At 58.0% G+C, this 18,497-nt stretch carries 14 protein-coding genes and 3 pseudogenes; 7 read left to right on the top strand and 10 right to left on the bottom strand.

Annotation, left to right across the window (positions count from 1 at the left end):
• The first annotated feature begins 31 nt into the window (after positions 1-31).
• The 3 genes and pseudogenes from AO277_RS28850 to AO277_RS00900 all read left to right on the top strand — a co-directional run bounded on the left by AO277_RS28850 (position 32) and on the right by AO277_RS00900 (position 2,584).
• Positions 32-1,725: pseudogene (locus AO277_RS28850) on the top strand (type VI lipase adapter Tla3 domain-containing protein).
• A complete protein-coding gene (locus tag AO277_RS00905; protein WP_044317619.1) occupies positions 1,722-1,991 on the top strand; it encodes a PAAR domain-containing protein in 270 nt (89 codons plus the stop codon). Before AO277_RS28850 ends, AO277_RS00905 begins: the two are co-directional and overlap by 4 nt.
• Positions 1,992-2,071: 80 nt before the next feature.
• A complete protein-coding gene (locus AO277_RS00900; protein WP_044317664.1) occupies positions 2,072-2,584 on the top strand; it encodes a hypothetical protein in 513 nt (170 codons plus the stop codon).
• Between the two features lie 175 nt (positions 2,585-2,759).
• On the opposite strand, the gene AO277_RS00895 is transcribed toward AO277_RS00900, so the two are convergent.
• Positions 2,760-3,590 (bottom strand): mechanosensitive ion channel family protein, encoded by an 831-nt coding sequence (locus tag AO277_RS00895; RefSeq protein WP_044317620.1) that lies wholly within the window; start codon positions 3,588-3,590, stop codon positions 2,760-2,762.
• A gap of 126 nt (positions 3,591-3,716) precedes the next feature.
• Positions 3,717-4,196 (bottom strand): YajQ family cyclic di-GMP-binding protein, encoded by a 480-nt coding sequence (locus AO277_RS00890; RefSeq protein ID WP_044317621.1) that lies wholly within the window; start codon positions 4,194-4,196, stop codon positions 3,717-3,719.
• A gap of 169 nt (positions 4,197-4,365) precedes the next feature.
• Between AO277_RS00890 and AO277_RS00885 the strand changes: the two genes are divergently transcribed.
• Genes AO277_RS00885 through AO277_RS00875 form a run of 3 tightly spaced genes read left to right on the top strand, consistent with a single transcriptional unit; the run spans position 4,366 to position 7,961 of the window.
• Complete coding sequence (locus AO277_RS00885; protein WP_044317622.1) at positions 4,366-5,286, top strand: putative 2-dehydropantoate 2-reductase; 921 nt, start codon at positions 4,366-4,368, stop codon at positions 5,284-5,286.
• 44 nt (positions 5,287-5,330) lie between these two features.
• Positions 5,331-7,367, top strand: coding sequence for a sensor histidine kinase (locus AO277_RS00880; protein WP_044317623.1), 2,037 nt, complete (start codon positions 5,331-5,333; stop codon positions 7,365-7,367).
• Positions 7,368-7,382: 15 nt separating this feature from the next.
• Entirely contained in the window at positions 7,383-7,961 is a 579-nt protein-coding gene (locus AO277_RS00875) for a cob(I)yrinic acid a,c-diamide adenosyltransferase (protein WP_044317624.1), read from the top strand.
• A 182-nt stretch (positions 7,962-8,143) separates the two neighbouring features.
• On the opposite strand, the gene AO277_RS00870 is transcribed toward AO277_RS00875, so the two are convergent.
• From AO277_RS00870 to secA, 5 genes and pseudogenes are all read right to left on the bottom strand, one after another.
• The gene (locus AO277_RS00870) at positions 8,144-9,094 is read right to left on the bottom strand and encodes a Nudix family hydrolase (RefSeq protein ID WP_044317625.1); all 951 of its coding nucleotides are present in this window, start codon (positions 9,092-9,094) and stop codon (positions 8,144-8,146) included.
• 2 nt (positions 9,095-9,096) lie between these two features.
• Complete coding sequence (locus tag AO277_RS00865) at positions 9,097-9,723, bottom strand: glutathione S-transferase family protein (RefSeq protein WP_005733434.1); 627 nt, start codon at positions 9,721-9,723, stop codon at positions 9,097-9,099.
• Positions 9,724-9,780: 57 nt separating this feature from the next.
• A complete protein-coding gene (argJ, locus tag AO277_RS00860) occupies positions 9,781-10,998 on the bottom strand; it encodes a bifunctional glutamate N-acetyltransferase/amino-acid acetyltransferase ArgJ (protein WP_044317626.1) in 1,218 nt (405 codons plus the stop codon).
• Positions 10,999-11,107: 109 nt separating this feature from the next.
• Positions 11,108-12,325: pseudogene (locus AO277_RS29845) on the bottom strand (preprotein translocase subunit SecA); the annotation flags it as partial.
• 6 nt (positions 12,326-12,331) lie between these two features.
• Positions 12,332-14,038, bottom strand: a pseudogene (secA, locus tag AO277_RS29840) (preprotein translocase subunit SecA); the annotation flags it as partial.
• A 304-nt stretch (positions 14,039-14,342) separates the two neighbouring features.
• On the opposite strand from secA, the gene AO277_RS00850 reads away from it, so the two are divergent.
• Complete coding sequence (locus AO277_RS00850; RefSeq protein ID WP_005733432.1) at positions 14,343-14,798, top strand: DUF721 domain-containing protein; 456 nt, start codon at positions 14,343-14,345, stop codon at positions 14,796-14,798.
• A gap of 117 nt (positions 14,799-14,915) precedes the next feature.
• On the opposite strand, the gene lpxC is transcribed toward AO277_RS00850, so the two are convergent.
• The 3 genes from lpxC to ftsA form a co-directional block, all read right to left on the bottom strand.
• Complete coding sequence (lpxC, locus tag AO277_RS00845) at positions 14,916-15,827, bottom strand: UDP-3-O-acyl-N-acetylglucosamine deacetylase (RefSeq protein WP_002555040.1); 912 nt, start codon at positions 15,825-15,827, stop codon at positions 14,916-14,918.
• 112 nt (positions 15,828-15,939) lie between these two features.
• Entirely contained in the window at positions 15,940-17,127 is a 1,188-nt protein-coding gene (gene ftsZ, locus AO277_RS00840) for a cell division protein FtsZ (RefSeq protein WP_002555041.1), read from the bottom strand.
• A gap of 100 nt (positions 17,128-17,227) precedes the next feature.
• Complete coding sequence (gene ftsA, locus AO277_RS00835) at positions 17,228-18,484, bottom strand: cell division protein FtsA (RefSeq protein ID WP_002555042.1); 1,257 nt, start codon at positions 18,482-18,484, stop codon at positions 17,228-17,230.
• Between the last annotated feature and the right edge of the window lie 13 nt (positions 18,485-18,497).

Here is an 18,497-nt window from a genome sequence, read left to right as displayed (position 1 = left end):
CGATGAGTCGGAGAGTTCGTAACGCTTTGCCATGCGGGCCTCCAGCCAATCATGGCGGCAATTCTACCCCAGCCGACTTTTCGTACAAAACCTAGGGATAGCTAGCGTATTACTCATTCTCTGGACTGGATTCGTCCTGTTTGTCTATTACAAAACACAGGAAAGCAACATGAAACTCATCGACATGGGCACCGTGCTACGCTGGAGTATTGCCGTAGCTTTAGGAACCGCACTACTAGCGTACAGCGGGCATTGGTGGGGCAAAGCCATCGCCCATGAGAGAGCCGAATTTGTAGCGTATAAAACAAAGATAATGGCACAAGCTTCTGAGCAAGAGGCTACGCAAAAACGGACCTATGCGCTGGAAATACGTGGGGTCGGGATTGGTATCTATCATGATCACCAGTCGGAGATCTGGAAGCTCATAAAAAAGAAGAGTAATAATTTTGTCTCAATATACTCCCGAGACCCAAAAGACTATGATGCTTCTGTTGACTCGCGCGAAACAAGTAGAGACATTAAAGTCCGAGTAGCGTTCCAGCATTCTGCGGATGCTTCAGTAGCTTACTGGCCTATACCTGTGTTTGCAATTGCCCCACCCAAGCAACCGTCAGATGTTGGTGCTGCCGATAATATTGTCAATGGTAGGAATGCAGCCACCCTAGGGGTAACTCTCTTTTTGTGGCAAGACGCCGATAACACCACACAAGCCATAGCATGATTGAGCGCCTTTACAATTTTTTTGATGAAAATCAGCAAGTGCCTCAAGCATTGATTGTAAGTGAAGATGGCGATGTCACGCGAAATGGCCTGCGCGTGGCAGGTACTCCTGGATTGCAACACGGACAGGTTGTCCCCACAATCTACGAAAGTATGACTGGATTGTTGGTCACTCGGTCAGATCGGGTGGATCGCTACATTCGTCCCTATGCCATTGATGAAGCCGAAAACAATCAGAACAAAAACACAGATCTGGGAAAGCTTTGGGCTTTTTACTGGAATCGTGACGACGCATTCACGGAACAGTATGAAAACGAACAAAGCGCCAAAGGCGTTGTAATTCCCAAATCCCCCGGTACCATGTCCACCGCCTACTGGCAATCCCAACTCCCCACCCTTTGGAAAACCATCAGCAACCGTGGTCCCGGCAACTTCGAGCCTTCCCCTTGGCTGCCGATCCGCTGGGGGCAGCATCAGGTCAAGGAGTTCGACGCCGCGCCGGTGCTCGGCTACCTGCATCGCCCGATCAAGGCCCCCATGCAGGATGAAAACGGCAAGCGCCTGAAACCGGCCTTGCAAGCAAAAGCGCTGCAAGCCGCATGGGTGCAGGCGCTGGACACGCTTCCCAACGGTCAGAAACCTGTGCGGGTGTTCTACGACAGCACCAATAACCCGGAAGCGGAAATCGCCCTGAACAATGCCCTGCACGACCTGAACAAGGACGGCCACGGTCTTGAGCTCGGCAATGTCGAAGAGGGCTACGACATCGGTCGTCGTCTGGGCAATACCGGTGTCAGCGGTGCGCTGGTCGAGATCAATCTGGCGACCATCGCCAGTTACAAGGATGGCGGCGTCAGTGCCGTGGTCTACGCCGGCACCGATGGCAGCCTGACCGTACAAATGGTCCGCCCGCCCGATGAAGCCCGCAAAGCGAAGAACAGCCAGAACCGCGGCGCAGACCCGTTCACCTTCGGCTCGCCAACCGGCGGGGCACCTGCAGAGTGAGTTACCCCGTCTGCCTGGGCGACGCCACCAGCAGTGGTGGCCGAGTGGTGTCCTGCCAACTGGCAGGCACTCACACCCTCAACGGCAAGCCTCCGGCCGTGCTGGGCGACAAAGCCACCTGCCAGCTTCATTCAGGAGAATTCGCCTTTATCGAAGGCCACCCCACCCGAAAACTGAACGGCATACCGGTGGTCCTGCACGGCCACCGACTGGCGTGCGGCTGTCAGGGTGTGGCCAGCCACGCCATGAATGTGGGAGTGGTTTAGGATATTTCGTGATCAGGTCATGCAGCGCAAGTACAGGAAACAACATGGAACTGCCCCCTCAATTGGAACAAGGAAGAAACATGTACATGCGTTTTTGTCAGGCCGTCGTAGGGATGGATTTAGTCGCCGGGATGGTTCTATTAGCGGGCTGTGCGCAAGAGTCAGTGTCCCCGTGTGACGAGTTGATTGGTGACTACGCCACAAAGCCCAAGAATCAGCCAAGGATTCGTATCGAGAAAAGCGGCGAGAAGTTCTTGTTCACGCATAGCGAATCGGGTGCACAGTTCAGTGAGCCGCTCACCCCCTTACCCACCGCCGAAATAGTGGAAATTTTTGAAGGCAAGATAGTCCCGCCTCTCTGCATTCTCACCGCTGATGGTATGAAGATAATGAAGCTCCCCGCTGGCAGCGGCGTTAATCCCACAGAGGATCCCGATCGGAAACTTTCGCAGTATCCCGAGCCGACCCCATTCCTCATGGGCATATCTGCGGGAGTAGCGGCTGTACTGGGTCTTTACCCGGTGCCTCATGAAGAAAAACTCAAAGATATCGACGAGGAAGATGAGGACGACGGTTACATTTACAGTAAATAACGTACTTTTTGTGCCGGAGAGCTGAAAGGCATGTTCGTATCAACAGACGGTAAAGCGCCCGGGCATCGCTGAAGGCAGACAATCATCAATCATGAAAATAGCCTTTTCCTGAACCTGTAAATAAAGAAAAGCCCCGACTCTCACAAGCCAGGGCTTTTTCATACCGCACAAACCACTATTCCTGAACCACCCGAACAATCCGTTGCGGCAATGGAATCTCGATGCCTGCGTCCTTCAAGCGGTCGCGCGCTTCGATGTTGAACATCGACGTCACGTCGCCCATGTCGCCACTGCTGGTCCAGACACGCAGGGACAAGGTAATTGCGTTATCCCCCAGCGCTGCCACCACGGCCTGTGGGGCCGGGTCCTTGAGTACGCGTGGGTCGTCTGCCATGTCCAGCAGGACCTGCAACGCTTTCCTCAAATCCGCATCGTGGCTGACGCCGATATCGAAGGTGATCTTGCGGGTTGGCTGACGGTTAGTGTTGGTGATGATGCCGTTGGACAGGTTGCCGTTGGGAATGATCACCGTACGGTTGTCGCCGGTGCGCAGCACGGTGTGGAAGATCTGGATGTTGTCGACAGTTCCCGACACACCCTGGGCTTCGATCCAGTCACCGATACGGAACGGGCGGAACAACAGAATCAGCACACCACCCGCGAAGTTCGCCAGGCTACCTTGTAATGCCAGACCAATCGCCAGGCCGGCAGCACCGATAGCGGCCACGAACGAGGTGGTTTCGACGCCGATCATCGATGCGACGCTGACCACCAGCAGGATTTTCAGAATGATGTTCGCCAGGTTGCTGACGAAGCCCTGCAAGGCCAGGTCGGCGTGTCGCAAGGCCAGCAACGCGCCCAGTTTTCCGGTCAGCCGGTTGATCAGCCACCAGCCCACACACAGCGTTACGACTGCCAGCAGCAAGCGGCTGCCGTACTCCATGATCATCGGAATCCAGGCCTGCGACGCTTGCCACAGATGACCGACTTCTGCGTTTAAATCCATCGTTATCTCCTTACCCGCCATGAACTGCCATCGAAACCACGGCGGCCTGCCGTCATTTCAATGCTCAAGGCGATTCGGACTGGCCGGGGGACGCAGGGTTCCCCGGCTTTCAGTGCAAATAAAATATTAGTCGCGGAAGTTGTTGAATTGCAGCGGCATGCCCGAATCATAGGCACGCAGCGCTGCGATCGCTTCTTGCAGGTCGTCGCGTTTCTTGCCGGTAACCCGCACCTGCTCGCCCTGAATGGCGGCCTGGACCTTGAGTTTGGCTTCCTTGATGTGAGCGACGATTTTCTTCGCCAGCTCTTTGTCGATGCCTTCACGCAGGATGACTTCCTGCTTCATCAATTTGCCGGAAGCATAAGCGTCCTTGATCTCGAGGCATTTCGCGTCGATCTTGCGTTTGACCAGCGCCAGCTTGAGGATTTCGACCATGGCCTCCAGCTGAAAGTCCGCCTCTGCAGTCAGCGTGACGGTCAGTTCCTTGAACTCGAACGTGCCTTTGCCTTTGAGGTCATAGCGACGGTCCAGCTCTTTGATGGCATTGTCGACGGCATTCGTGACTTCGTGTTTATCCAATTCGGACACTACGTCGAACGAGGGCATGTATGTTCTCCAGATAAACGGCGTGCGCACGATTCGGGCACGCGTGACTTGACGGTTTGAAAGAACGCTCATTATAACGAGACTTTTCCTGCATTCACTGTGAGCCTTTCATGCACATCCTTGTTTTCACCTTCAGCAGACCGCTTCAACGCCTTAACGTGCCTCACTGATGGCGGTGACATGGCATGTTCTCGGCGCGGGAAGTCTGGGCACTCTGTGGGCGGCGCGACTGGCGCGCGCAGGTCTGCCGGTGCGGCTGATTCTTCGCAATGCTGAACGGCTGGCGGCGTATAACACCAGTGGCGGTTGCGTAACACTGGTCGAAAACGATATCGCCCACACGTACTCGGTCGAAGCACAGACCGCCGAACATCACCAACCCATCGAGCGGCTGCTGGTCGCCTGCAAGGCCTACGACGCTGAGCAGGCTGTTGCGCAGTTGGCACCGCGTCTGGCGGCACATGCCGACGTCATTCTGCTACAAAACGGCCTGGGCAGTCAGGACGCTGTGGCTGCAGGAATCCCACACATCCGCTGCGTGTTCGCCTCCAGCACCGAAGGCGCGTTTCTGGAGTCGGACTGGCGTGTCAGGTTCGCAGGCCACGGTTTCACCTGGCTGGGCGATGTATCGAACCCGACGGCACCCGCACTTCTGCAGGACTTGCACGCCAGTGGCATTCCCCACGAATGGACACCGGACATCCTGACGCGGCTTTGGCGCAAGCTGGCCCTGAACTGCGCGATCAACCCGCTGACGGTGCTGCACGACTGCCGCAATGGCGGCCTGCTCGAGCACGCCTGCGAGGTCGCTACACTGTGTGCCGAGCTGAGCGATTTGCTGGGCCGCTGCGGCCAGCCAGCGGCAGCGCATGACTTGCATGCTGAAGTGCTGCGGGTCATTCATGCGACCGCCGCCAATTACTCATCCATGTATCAGGACGTGCTTCACGGGCGACGCACCGAAATCAGCTACCTGCTGGGTTACGCGTGTGCGGCAGCCATGCGTCATCGCTGTCCGGCAGCACACCTGCAGCAATTGCAGACACGTCTGACAGCCCATCTGGCACACAAGGGTTTGCGTACTGACTAGCGCGCGCTACCCTGCTCGCATCACACGTCACTGCGACCTTCCCAATGCCTTTGCGCCAACGCCTGGAAAACCTGCCGGTAGGTCAGAAACTGCTGGCCGCCCTGCTGGTCCTGATGACCACCGTGCTGCTGGTTGCGAACCTGACCTTCATCAGCGCGGCTTATTACATCTCTCAGGAAGCGATGGCCCCGCAGGCCCTGCAGACCATTGGCCGTCTGATCAGCAGCGCCAATCTCAACGAGCGCGCCTTGAACTCGCCTGCCGATGCGCGTGCCTTGCTCAAGGAACTCAAAAGCTACGGCCCGCTACGTGCAGCGGCCATATACGACAACGACGGAGAGCGACTTGAGCAGATGCAACAGGGCGAGGGCCTGCAACTGCCCAGACACTACAAGGACCTCGAAAGCTGGCGGCTTACTGAATTTCGCAGCACGCAGGTCATTACCGTACCGAAAGGCGACGAACCGCCCGGGCACATGTTACTGGTTGCCAGCAGCGAGCTGCCTCCCGCGTTCTACACCGGCACACTGACCGCGAGTCTGGGCATTCTGGTGTTCAGCGTGTTGCTGTGGCTGGTGGTGGCCCGGCAGATCCGGCGCTTGATCACAGAGCCCATTTATCAGTTGGAAGAACTGTCGCGGCAGGTCACCCGCGAAGAAAACTACGCACTGCGCGCAGAGCCCGGCAACGAGGATGAAATCGGCAGTCTGGCCGAGGCATTCAATACCATGCTGTCGCGTATCGAAGCGCGTGAGCAACAACTCAAGCGTGCTCGAGATGACTCCCAGGAAGCTTACGATCAAGCACAGGGGCTGGCCGAGGAAACCCGCCACACCAACCGCAAACTGGAACTGGAAGTCCAGGTGCGCAGCAAGATCGAGAAGAAGCTCACCGGCTTTCAGAACTACCTCAACAGCATCATTGATTCGATGCCCTCGGCGATGATCGCGCTGGACGAGCAGCTGTACGTCACCCAGTGGAATCAGGAGGCGACAGCGCTGTCCGGAACCACGCTGGACGAAGCGTTGAACCAGCCGATCTTTCTGGCCTTCGAGCCGATGCGCTCGTTTCTGCCGCAAATCAAGCACACCGTCGAGCGCCACAGCGTGACCAAGATCGAGCGCGTGACCTGGATCAAAAACGACGAGTCGCGCCACTATGCGCTGACGTTCTACCCGCTGACCGGCGATGCCGGGCGTGGCGTGGTGATCCGTATCGATGACATCACCCAGCGTATATCGCTGGAAGAAATGATGGTGCAGTCGGAGAAGATGTTGTCTGTCGGCGGTCTGGCAGCGGGCATGGCCCACGAGATCAACAACCCGTTGGGCGCCATTCTGCACAATGTGCAGAACATCAGGCGGCGTCTGTCCCCGGAACTGCCGAAGAACATTGAGCAGGCCGAAGCCGACGGTATCGATCTGGCGCAGGTCAATCATTACCTGGAAAGCCGCGAAGTACCAAAACTGCTCGATGGCATCCAGCAAGCGGGTGCCAGGGCAGCAAAGATTGTCAGCCACATGCTCAATTTCAGCCGCTTGAGCAGTCGTCAGCTGTCAGCCCGCGACTTACCGGCATTGATCGATCAGGCAGTGGAAATTGCCAGCAACGATTTTGACCTTACCGTCGGTTTCGACTTCAAGGGCCAGCACATCATCCGTCAGTTCGACCCGGAACTGGGTCCGGTACCGTGCATCGCCAACGAACTGGAGCAGGTGCTGCTGAACCTGCTGAAGAACGCCGCCCAGGCCATTCACCAGCGCCCGGAGAGCGAGGAGCCTGGACGCATCATCCTGCGTACCCGTCTCAACCCGCCCTGGGCCGAAATTCAGGTGGAGGACAACGGCATCGGCATGTCCGAAAACGTCCGAAAACGTACTTTCGAACCGTTCTTTACCACCAAGGAAATCGGCCAGGGCACCGGGCTGGGTCTGTCGGTGTCGTATTTCATTGTTACCAATAATCATAAAGGCCAGATGGAGGTGCATTCCTCTCTCGGCACAGGCACCTGCTTTACGCTGCGTCTACCGCTGGTGGCCAACCAGGTAAGCGTTCAGCAGCAGGTTATTTCCAAGTCTTGATCAGGAATCGCAGCAATGGGCTTTCGTTTGTCGAAGATTTACACACGCACCGGTGATGCCGGAGAGACCGGTCTGGGCGACGGTCGACGGGTGTCCAAGGATCATCCGCGCGTCGAGGCCATTGGCGAGGTCGATACGCTCAACAGCCAGCTCGGCCTGTTGCTGGCCGGGCTGATCGATGAGGCCAAAAGCGTGCCGGCTCTCAACGAAGTGATCGAGGTGCTAGCGCCTTGCCAGCATCGGCTGTTCGATCTGGGGGGCGTACTGGCAATGCCGACTTACAAAGCGCTGAAGGACGCTGAGGTTGAGCGGCTGGAAGCGGCAATCGATGTGTGGAATGAAGAGCTGGGGCCGTTGGAAAATTTCATCTTGCCAGGCGGATCATCACTGATCGCTCAAGCGCACATCTGCCGCAGCCTTGCGCGCAGTGCCGAACGCCGTTGCCAGCATTTGAATGCGGTCGAGCCACTGGAAGGCGCCGGGCTGGCGTATATCAACAGGCTGTCGGATTTGTTGTTCGTCGCAGCTCGGTTGATCGCCAGAAGACAGGGCATCGCGGAAATACTCTGGCAGCCCGCGCCCAAGCCGGTTTGATGAGCATCCGAATGGCTGCGCGGCGCAGATTTGTGACGCGGAGCGTTTTCACGTTGAAGCGTAGGGGCATTTGTGGGGAGCGGACCGGGCGACGCTTCGCGGACAAGTCCGCTCCCACGGCCTTCGGCCATAGTCAAAAGCGGACGTGTATAACGATGAGTGCTCTGGGTCAGCTGTGCGACTCAGACGATTTCGTCAGGCCAGAACGCGCGGATCCCGGCCACGCCCTGTGCGCCGCTTTCCCAGGCCTGCTGACGCTCGGAAGGGCCAACGCCGCCCAGCAGAAAAACCGGTTTGTTAAAGCCTGCAATCAGTTGCGCCGCCTGCTGCCAGCCAAGCGGCAGTGCATCGCGATGAGTCAGGGTGGGCTGAACCGGTGACAGGGTGACGAAATCCACGCCCATCTGCTCTGCCAGGGCCAGCTCTTCGGCGTTATGGCACGACGCCGCCAGCCAGCGGTTCTCAGGGAACGGACGTCCACGACTGGCGTACTTGCGCAGTTGCTCCGCCGTCAGGTGCCAACCGGCGGACGGAAAGTCGCCCAGCCACTCCAGAGGCCCTTTGAGCATGAGCTGCGCCTTGCCGGCACACAGACCCGCCGCATCCACGGCCAGGTCACGGTACTTGGGGTCGTAACCACCCGGCGCACGCAACTGGACCAGTTTGATGCCGCCTGCGATGGCTTTCTGCATACCGCGCAACAGCTCGATATTGTCCAGCCCGTCAGGCGTGATCAGATACTCGCCGGGCAAACGTGCCGCAGCGACAATCGGCTGGTTGGCGGCCGGAAAGTCGTAGTCAGGCAGCTCTCGCGGAGCCGCCCAGACCAGTGGCTGCCCTTCTGCACCATGCGGCTCGCCGGTAAATGCCGAGACTTCCCAGACATCCAGCAATACCTGCTTGTCCGCATAATCGTGACCGACCTTGATCAACGGACGCGCTGCCGTGACCTGAATCCCCAACTCTTCCTGAAGCTCACGTGCGAGTGCGGCCTGAACGGTCTCACCCTCTTCGACCTTGCCACCGGGAAACTCCCAGAGGCCACCTTGATGCTGAGTGTCGGCACGTCGGGCAATCAATACACTGCCGTCAGCGCCACGAATGACGGCGGCAGCCACATGAACTCGTTTCACGATCAGGACTCCTGCAGGCCTGCCTGCTGCCAGCGCTTGAAGGCGGGCCACTGGTAGATGGTTTCGATATACGCCAGTGCGTCTGCTGGCAACTGGACGTGATAGCCGCGCAGACGAATAGCCACCGGTGCGAAGAACGCATCAGCAATGCTCGGCTTGCCAAACAGAAAAGGACCACTTTCGGCAGCAGCAGCGCGACATTCGGCCCACAGCTCGACGATACGGTCGATATCGTTCTGGGTATCGACGGTGATCACTTCCAGCGCCTTATCCTGACGCAGGTCCATTGGCATGTTCGAGCGCAGATTGACGAAACCGCTGTGCATCTGCGCACACGCCGAACGGGCCTGGGCACGGGCAGCGATATCACGCGGCCACAGCTCGACGTCCGGGAAGCGCTCGACCAGATATTCACAGATCGCCAGCGAATCGATGATCGTGCCGTGCTCACACTGAAGCGCAGGCACCTTGCCGGTCGGCGAATACTTGAGAATATTCTCGCGGGTGTCCGGCAGGTTCAGGCGGATGACTTGATCGGTGAACGCAGCACCGGTCATTTCCAGCACCAGCCAGGGACGCAGCGACCAGGAGGAATAGCGTTTGTCGCCGATAATCAGATGCAGGCTCATGGTTCAGCTCCATTGAGCCCGGCGCGAGGGCAGGATGCCCGCGCGCCGGGCATTGAATCAAGTGCGATATTCCGCGTTGATCTTCACGTATTCGTGAGAAAGGTCGGTGGTCCAGATGGTTTCGCTGCAATCACCGCGACCCAGCTCGATACGAATGGTGATCTCTTCTTCAGCCATTACCGCCGAGCCCTGCTCTTCGGTGTAGGTCGTGGCGCGGCAGCCCTGGCTGGCAATGCATACGCCGCCGAGGAATACGTCGATCTTGCTCACGTCCAGGTCCGGCACGCCAGCGCGGCCGACAGCCGCCAGAATACGTCCCCAGTTCGGATCGGAGGCGAACAGCGCGGTCTTGATCAGCGGCGAGTGGGCCACGGCATAACCGACATCCAGGCACTCCTGATGATTGCCGCCACCGTTGACTTCTACCGTCACGAACTTGGTCGCACCTTCGCCATCACGCACGATGGCCTGAGCGACATCCATGCACACGTCGAACACGGCTTTCTTCAACGCGTCGAAAAACGGGCCCTTGGCCTCGGTGATCTCGGGCAGATCAGCCTGACCGGTGGCAATCAGCATGCAGCAATCGTTGGTCGAGGTATCGCCATCGATAGTGATGCGATTGAAGGATTTGTTGGCTCCGTCGCGAATCAGGTCCTGCAGTACGCTCTGCGACACTTTGGCGTCGGTAGCGATGTAGCCAAGCATGGTCGCCATGTTCGGGCGAATCATGCCTGCGCCTTTGCTGATGCCGGTCACTGTGATGGTTACGCCATCGTGGGTGAACTGACGGCTCGCGCCTTTGGGCAGGGTGTCGGTGGTCATGATGCCGGTCGCCGCAGCGGCCCAGTTATCCACAGACAGATCATCAAGCGCGGCTTGCAACGCGCCTTCGATTTTTTCCACAGGCAACGGTTCGCCGATCACGCCCGTTGAGTAAGGCAGCACTGCTGATGCATCGACGCCGGTCAGTTGCGCCAGCTTTTCGCAAGTACGTCGCGCAGCAACCAGACCTGGTTCGCCCTTGCCCGCGTTGGCATTGCCGGTGTTGGTCAGCAAATAACGCACCGTCCCCTGAACACGCTGTTTGGCCAGAATGACCGGCGCGGCGCAGAACGCATTCAAGGTGAATACACCGGCAACGCTGGAGCCTTCGGCACAGCGCATGACCACAACATCCTTGCGCCCCGGGCGTTTGATGCCGGCAGAAGAAATGCCAAGTTCAAAACCGGGAACCGGGTGCAACGCAGGCAAAGGACCAAGACCAACAGCCATCGGGGTGCTCCTCAAGGAGTATGGCGCCGTCCGCATCGGTACGGCGATCAATGAAAAAACGCCGCGACGGGCAAGCCGGTCGCGGCGCAGGTATTACACAGTCAAAGGCTTAGTTGATCTGGCCGTGACAGTGTTTGAATTTCTTGCCCGAACCACACCAGCACAGCTCGTTGCGACCCAGCTTCTGGTCGTTGCGAACCGGCTCGGATGCGACGGCCACAGGCGCTTCGCCACCCTCTTCATCCGGCAGCGGCTGGTCGATGCCCGGCGCAGGAGCGTGTTCGAACTGCATACGACTGGCCAGTTCTTCGGCTTCCTGACGCAGGCGCGCCTCTTCTTCCTCTGGATCTTCGCGACGAACCTGAACATGCGAAAGCACACGGATGGTGTCGCGCTTGATCGAATCCAGCAGCTCCTGAAACAGCGTGAAGGACTCGCGCTTGTATTCCTGCTTCGGGTTCTTCTGAGCGTAGCCGCGCAGGTGGATACCGTGACGCAGGTGGTCCATGGTCGACAGGTGATCTTTCCACAGGTCGTCCAGCACGCGCAGGAGGATCTGCTTCTCGAAGGAACGCAGGGCTTCGGCGCTGGCCTGGTCTTCCTTCTCGTTGTACGCCACCAGCAGCTGCGCCATGATTTTTTCGCGCAGGCTGTCTTCGTGCAGGTTGTCGTCTTCGTCCAGCCACTGCTGGACGGGCAGTTTGACGGCAAAGTCGGTGTTCAGCGCGGCTTCCAGACCGGCAACGTTCCACTGCTCCGGCAGGGATTGCGGCGGAATATGCTGACTGATGAGATTGTTGAGCACTTCCTCACGGAAGTCAGCGATGGTCTCACCAATGTTCTCGGCAGCCAGCAGCGTGTTACGCATGTGATAGATCACTTTGCGCTGCTCGTTGGCCACGTCATCGAACTCGAGCAATTGCTTGCGGATGTCGAAGTTGCGACCTTCCACTTTGCGCTGCGCTTTTTCGATGGCGTTGGTCACCATGCGGTGCTCGATAGCCTCACCGGACTGCATGCCCAGCGCCTTCATGAAATTCTTCACGCGGTCCGAGGCGAAGATACGCATCAGGCTGTCTTCGAGCGACAGGTAGAAACGGCTGGAACCGGTGTCACCCTGGCGGCCGGCACGGCCACGCAGCTGGTTGTCGATACGGCGCGATTCGTGGCGCTCGGAGGCAATAACGTGCAAGCCACCCGCTTCGATCACCTGCTGATGGCGTTTCTGCCAGTCAGCCTTGATCTGTGCGATCTGCTCAGGGGTCGGATCTTCCAGATTGGCGACCTCTACTTCCCAGTTACCGCCCAACAGGATGTCGGTACCGCGANGCTGGTTGTCGATACGGCGCGATTCGTGGCGCTCGGAGGCAATAACGTGCAAGCCACCCGCTTCGATCACCTGCTGATGGCGTTTCTGCCAGTCAGCCTTGATCTGTGCGATCTGCTCAGGGGTCGGATCTTCCAGATTGGCGACCTCTACTTCCCAGTTCCCGCCCAACAGGATGTCGGTACCGCGACCCGCCATGTTGGTAGCAATGGTCAAAGCACCCGGACGACCGGCCTGCGCGATGATTTCTGCTTCTTTTTCGTGGAACTTGGCGTTCAGAACCTTGTGATCGATGCCTTCCTGCTTGAGCAGGTTGGACATGTGTTCGGAGGTTTCGATGGTCGCTGTACCTACCAGCACCGGACGGTTCTCTGCAATGCAGGCCTTGATGTCGGTAACGATGGCTGCGTACTTCTCTTCCGCCGTCAGATAGACAAGGTCGTTGAAGTCTTTACGCGCCAACGGCTTGTTCGGCGGGATGACCATGACGGCCAGGTTGTAGATCTGGTGGAATTCGAACGCTTCGGTGTCGGCCGTACCGGTCATGCCGGACAGTTTGTTGTACAGACGGAAGTAGTTCTGGAACGTGGTCGATGCCAGGGTCTGGCTTTCGGCCTGAATGTTCAGGTTTTCCTTTGCTTCGATGGCCTGATGCAGGCCCTCGGACAGGCGACGGCCCGGCATGGTGCGGCCGGTATGCTCGTCGACCAGCAGAACCTGGCCGTCTGCAACGATGTACTCGACGTTGCGGTTGAACAGTTTGTGCGCACGCAGACCGGCATAAACGTGAGTCAGCAGGCCCAGGTTGTGCGCCGAGTACAGGCTCTCGCCTTCAGCCAGCAAGCCGACTTCAGTGAGCATTTCCTCGATGAATTGGTGACCGGCTTCGTTCAGCTCAACCTGACGGGTTTTCTCGTCAACGGTGAAGTGGCCCGGTTTGGTGACTTCGCCTTCCACTTCCTCGATATGCTGCTCGAGCTTGGGGATCAGGCGGTTGATTTCGGTGTACAGCTTGGAGCTGTCTTCGGCCTGACCGGAGATGATCAGCGGCGTACGCGCTTCGTCGATCAGAATCGAGTCGACTTCGTCGATTACGGCGAAATTGAGTTCGCGCTGGAACTTGTCGTCCATGCTGAACGCCATGTTGTCGCGCAGGTAATCGAAGCCGTATTCGTTATTAGTGCCGTAGGTGATGTCGGCAGCATAAGCAGCGCGTTTTTCTTCCGGCGGCTGGAATGGTGTGACGATACCTACGGTCAGACCGAGGAATTCGTACAACGGACGCATCCAGTTGGCATCTCGGCGAGCGAGATAGTCGTTCACGGTGACTACGTGAACGCCCTTGCCGGAAAGCGCATTGAGGTACACAGCCAACGTACCGACCAGGGTTTTACCTTCACCGGTACGCATTTCCGCGATCTGACCTTCGTGCAGGGTCATACCGCCGATCAACTGAACGTCGAAGTGGCGCATGCCCATGACGCGCTTGCCCGCTTCACGAGCGACAGCAAAGGCTTCCGGCAGTAATTGATCGAGGGTCTCGCCTTTGGCTATGCGGGCCTTGAACTCTTCGGTCTTGGCGCGCAATTGCTCGTCCGAAAGGGCCACCATTTGCTCTTCGAAGGCATTGACGATCTGTACCGTCTTGAGCATGCATTTTACTTCACGCTCGTTCTTGCTTCCAAAAAGTTTTTTCAACAAAGGCGCAAACATATCGACAGGATCTTCCACACATAGGAATGGAGGGCGGCCCCGTGAGTCGCCCGTGCAGCCCAGATGGCCGCATGCGAACGAGCATTCTACCCGGAAACGATGGTGAGGAAAGTGGCGTTATTCCACGATGCTGGCACAGCGCTGTTATGGGGCAGGTTTACAATGGGGCCAATTTCAAGCACTTCAACCCATAATCCGGGGAAGTTACTCATTGATTTGCATATGAAAGCACGGAAATGCCCTGAAAAGCAGCCGTTAGAACGCTTTCTGTTAAGATGTTCATCTTGTTACCAGGCACTCCACCATGGCCTTTCGTCCTCTGAACGCCCGCCCGCCCGCGGTTCTGCTGCGTGAAGCCAAGCCTCTGAAGGCTATCTTTCGTCACGCCGAACGCCTTAGCCATTTGCAGCGCCTGCTCGAAAGTCAGCTGCAACCAGCCGCGCGCGAGCACTGTCGTGTGGCCTCGTGGCGCGAAGGCACCTTGTTGCTGATCGTGACGGATGGTCACTGGGCCACGCGCCTGCGCTATCAGCAGAAGCGCCTGCACCGGCAACTGATGGCCTTCGACGAATTCATCAACCTGACGCGCATTGTCTTCAGGGTGCAGCCACCTGAAGCCCCGCGCGGAGCGGCCACGCACACCATCGACCTGTCTTCGATTGCCGCCGAGAACATTCAGGCCACCGCCGAGGGCATCACTGATCCCAAGCTGCGGGCAGCACTTGAGCGGCTTGCCAGCCATGCCAAGGACAAGAAATAACGTCTGAGTGATTTTCGCCAGATCCTCTGCGCAACTGGCTTTGCCCAATGAAGCCGATAAAAAAAGGCCACCCGAGGGCAGCCTTTAAAGAACAAAAGGAAAGAGAGTAAAGCTTGCCTACACGGCCGCGACAGGGCGCATGTAGGAAATAGGTGCCGTACTGGCATCCTCGAAAGTCACCACTTCCCAAGCGTCTTTCTGCTCGATCAACGTGCGCAGGAGACGATTGTTCAGTGCATGCCCCGATTTGAAGCCACGGAACTCACCGATCAGGCTATTGCCCAGCAGGTAAAGGTCACCGATGGCGTCGAGGATTTTGTGTTTGACGAATTCGTCCTCGTAACGCAGGCCGTCTTCGTTCAGTACGCCGTCCTTGTCGACCACGATGGCGTTTTCCACACTGCCGCCGAGTGCGAGGTTGTGCTTGCGCAGGTACTCGATGTCACTCATGAACCCGAAGGTCCGGGCACGGCTGACTTCCTTCACGAACGAAGTGCTGGAAAAGTCCACGCTTGCACTCTGGGTGCGATCACGGAAGACGGGGTGATCGAAATCGATCTCGAAACTGACCTTAAACCCTTCGAAAGGCACGAAAGTAGCGCGTTTACCACCCTCCTCCACTGTGACTTCACGCAGGATGCGGATGAATTTCTTCGGCGCGTCCTGTTCTTCCAGGCCAGCCGATTGAATCAGGAATACGAAAGGGCCTGCGCTGCCGTCCATGATAGGAACTTCGGAGGCAGAGAGCTCGACGTAGGCGTTATCGATGCCAAGGCCAGCCATGGCCGAGAGCAGGTGTTCTACCGTATCAACTTTGACATCACCATTGACCAGAGTGGTCGACAGAGTGGTGTCGCCGACGTTTTCCGCACGCGCAGGGATCTGCACGACGGGGTCAAGGTCAGCTCGGCAAAACACAATGCCGGTATTCACAGGTGCGGGCTTGAGGGTCAGGTAAACCTTCTCCCCGGAGTGCAGGCCTACACCTGTGGCACGGATAATATTTTTCAGGGTGCGTTGTTTAATCATGGCATGGGCCGCTTCAGCGCAAGTTGCGAACTGGTATCAACAAAGGCTGGCGATGATAGCAGACCATGCCTTTGCTGAACACCAATCACCCTAATACCCCTGATACATTTCATCAATCGGCCTGACGACGCAGGAAAGCCGGGATATCCAGGTAATCCAGATCATCGTTAGGGTTCATCTTCGCCGCTGCCGTAGCGCCTGCGTGTGCCTGATTGCGCATCACGGTAGGACGGTCCAGATCGCGGTAGTTGACCGAAGGTGCTTCCTGGCGCGACGCCTGCTGGGCAGGAGCCTGCTGGGTGGTCTGCAGCGTGTTGTCGATGACCTTGACCGGCTTCTCGATTTTCGCGCCCAGGCCGGTGGCAACCACAGTCACGTGCAACTCGTCACGCATGTCCGGATCGATAACCGTACCGACCTTGACCATCGCGTGCTCGGAAGCGAACGCTTCGATGATGCTGCCCACGTCCGAATACTCACCCAGCGACAGGTCAGGACCGGCAGTGATGTTGACCAGGATGCCGCGAGCGCCCTGCAGGTTGACGTCTTCGAGCAACGGGTTGCGAATGGCCGCTTCGGTGGCTTCACGCGCACGGTTAGGACCGCTGGCGCAGCCAGTACCCATCATCGCCATGCCCATTTCGCTCATCACGGTGCGGACGTCGGCGAAGTCGACGTTGATCATGCCCGGACGCTTGATGATGTCGGAGATACCGCGAACGGCACCGGCCAGTACATCATCAGCCTTGGCGAAAGCCGACAGCAGGCTGGCGTCCTTGCCCAGGATGGTCAGCAGCTTCTCGTTGGGGATGGTGATCAACGAGTCGACGCTTTCGGACAGCATGCGGATGCCTTCATCGGCGATCTGCATACGCTTGCGACCTTCGAACGGGAACGGACGGGTCACGACTGCGACCGTCAGAATGCCCATTTCCTTGGCCACTTCAGCAATGATCGGTGCTGCACCGGTACCGGTACCGCCGCCCATGCCAGTGGTGATGAAAACCATGTTGGTGCCCTGCAGAACTTCTGCAATGCGCTCACGATCTTCCAGTGCGGCCTGACGACCGACTTCAGGGTTGGCGCCAGCGCCAAGGCCTTTGGTCACGCCGGTGCCCAGTTGCAGAATGGTCCGCGCGCCAATGTTTTTCAGCGCTTGAGCATCTGTGTTGGCGCAGATGAATTCCACGCCTTCGATGTTGCTCTTGACCATGTGATTGACAGCGTTTCCGCCACCACCGCCTACACCGATAACTTTGATAACCGGGCTTTGCGGGACGTTGTCTACGAGTTCGAACATTTCTCTCTCCTTCCGCTTTCTAGTTAGTTTTGCCTACTGCCTGCCGATATTGCTTTTGAAGCCCTGAATCTGAAGCTGTGAAACTTTTAAACGTTGAAACTTAGAAATTGCCCTGCACCCAACGCTTGATACGCTCAAGCACCGGTGCCTTGGTTTCGTCGCTGTAACTGCTGTTGCCGACCATCCCGGACAGCGAAATGCCGTCCGACTGTTTTTGCAGCCCGTACATCAACAGGCCTACGCCGGTCGAGTAGATCGGGTTGCGCACGACATCAGCGAGCCCTTTGACGCTGTGCGGCACGCCAAGGCGCACCGGCATGTGGAAGATTTCCTCGGCCAGTTCGACCGCACCTTCCATTTTCGCTGTGCCCCCGGTCAGCACGATGCCAGCCGGGATCAGGTCTTCGTAACCGCTGCGGCGCAGCTCGGCCTGGATCAGGGTGAACAGCTCGTCGTAACGAGGCTCTACCACTTCGGCCAGGGCCTGACGCGACAGCTCGCGAGGTGGACGGTCGCCCACACTCGGTACTTTGATGGTTTCACCGGCACCGGCCAGTTTGGCCAGGGCGCAGGCGTAGCGAATCTTGATTTCTTCGGCGTACTGGGTCGGGGTACGCAACGCCATGGCGATGTCGTTGGTGACCTGATCGCCCGCAATCGGGATAACCGCCGTGTGACGAATGGCGCCTTCGGTGAAGATCGCGATGTCGGTCGTACCGCCACCGATATCCACCAGGCACACGCCCAGCTCTTTCTCGTCATCGGTCAGTACGGAATACGCCGACGCCAGTTGTTCAAGAATGATGTCGTCGACTTCCAGACCGCAGCGACGCACGCACTTCTCGATGTTCTGCGCGGCATTCACTGCGCAGGTCACGACGTGAACCTTGGCTTCCAGACGTACACCGGACATGCCCAAAGGCTCACGCACGCCTTCCTGGTTATCGATCACGTAATCCTGAGGGAGGGTGTGCAGCACGCGCTGGTCGGCAGGAATGGCCACCGCCTGAGCAGCATCGAGCACACGCTCCAGGTCCGCAGAACTGACTTCGCGATCACGAATCGCCACGATGCCGTGCGAGTTCAGGCTGCGAATATGGCTGCCTGCAACGCCGACAAATGCCGAGTGAATACGGCAACCCGCCATCAGCTGCGCTTCTTCGATTGCGCGCTGGATCGACTGCACGGTCGACTCGATATTCACTACCACGCCCTTCTTCAGGCCGCGGGAGGGATGGGTACCGATACCCACGATTTCCAGCGAGCCATCGGCCGCGACTTCGCCTACCAGTGCCACCACCTTGGAGGTACCGATATCCAGCCCGACGATCATTTTGCCGCTTTGCACGTTTGCCATGGTCCTGCCTCTT

The organism is Pseudomonas amygdali (assembly GCF_002699855.1).
In the GTDB taxonomy this organism is placed as follows: domain Bacteria; phylum Pseudomonadota; class Gammaproteobacteria; order Pseudomonadales; family Pseudomonadaceae; genus Aquipseudomonas; species Aquipseudomonas amygdali.
This window is presented reverse-complemented; position numbering and strand designations above follow the sequence as displayed.

Bases quoted from the DNA above. Each gene is read 5' to 3' on its own strand.
- AO277_RS00900 (WP_044317664.1), top strand. From the start codon at position 2,072: ATGTACATGCGTTTTTGTCAGGCCGTCGTAGGGATGGATTTAGTCGCC.
- AO277_RS00895 (WP_044317620.1), bottom strand. From the start codon at position 3,590: ATGGATTTAAACGCAGAAGTCGGTCATCTGTGGCAAGCGTCGCAGGCC.
- AO277_RS00890 (WP_044317621.1), bottom strand. From the start codon at position 4,196: ATGCCCTCGTTCGACGTAGTGTCCGAATTGGATAAACACGAAGTCACG.
- AO277_RS00885 (WP_044317622.1), top strand. From the start codon at position 4,366: ATGGCGGTGACATGGCATGTTCTCGGCGCGGGAAGTCTGGGCACTCTG.
- AO277_RS00880 (WP_044317623.1), top strand. From the start codon at position 5,331: ATGCCTTTGCGCCAACGCCTGGAAAACCTGCCGGTAGGTCAGAAACTG.
- AO277_RS00875 (WP_044317624.1), top strand. From the start codon at position 7,383: ATGGGCTTTCGTTTGTCGAAGATTTACACACGCACCGGTGATGCCGGA.
- AO277_RS00865 (WP_005733434.1), bottom strand. From the start codon at position 9,723: ATGAGCCTGCATCTGATTATCGGCGACAAACGCTATTCCTCCTGGTCG.
- argJ (WP_044317626.1), bottom strand. From the start codon at position 10,998: ATGGCTGTTGGTCTTGGTCCTTTGCCTGCGTTGCACCCGGTTCCCGGT.
- AO277_RS00850 (WP_005733432.1), top strand. From the start codon at position 14,343: ATGGCCTTTCGTCCTCTGAACGCCCGCCCGCCCGCGGTTCTGCTGCGT.
- lpxC (WP_002555040.1), bottom strand. From the start codon at position 15,827: ATGATTAAACAACGCACCCTGAAAAATATTATCCGTGCCACAGGTGTA.
- ftsZ (WP_002555041.1), bottom strand. From the start codon at position 17,127: ATGTTCGAACTCGTAGACAACGTCCCGCAAAGCCCGGTTATCAAAGTT.
- ftsA (WP_002555042.1), bottom strand. From the start codon at position 18,484: ATGGCAAACGTGCAAAGCGGCAAAATGATCGTCGGGCTGGATATCGGT.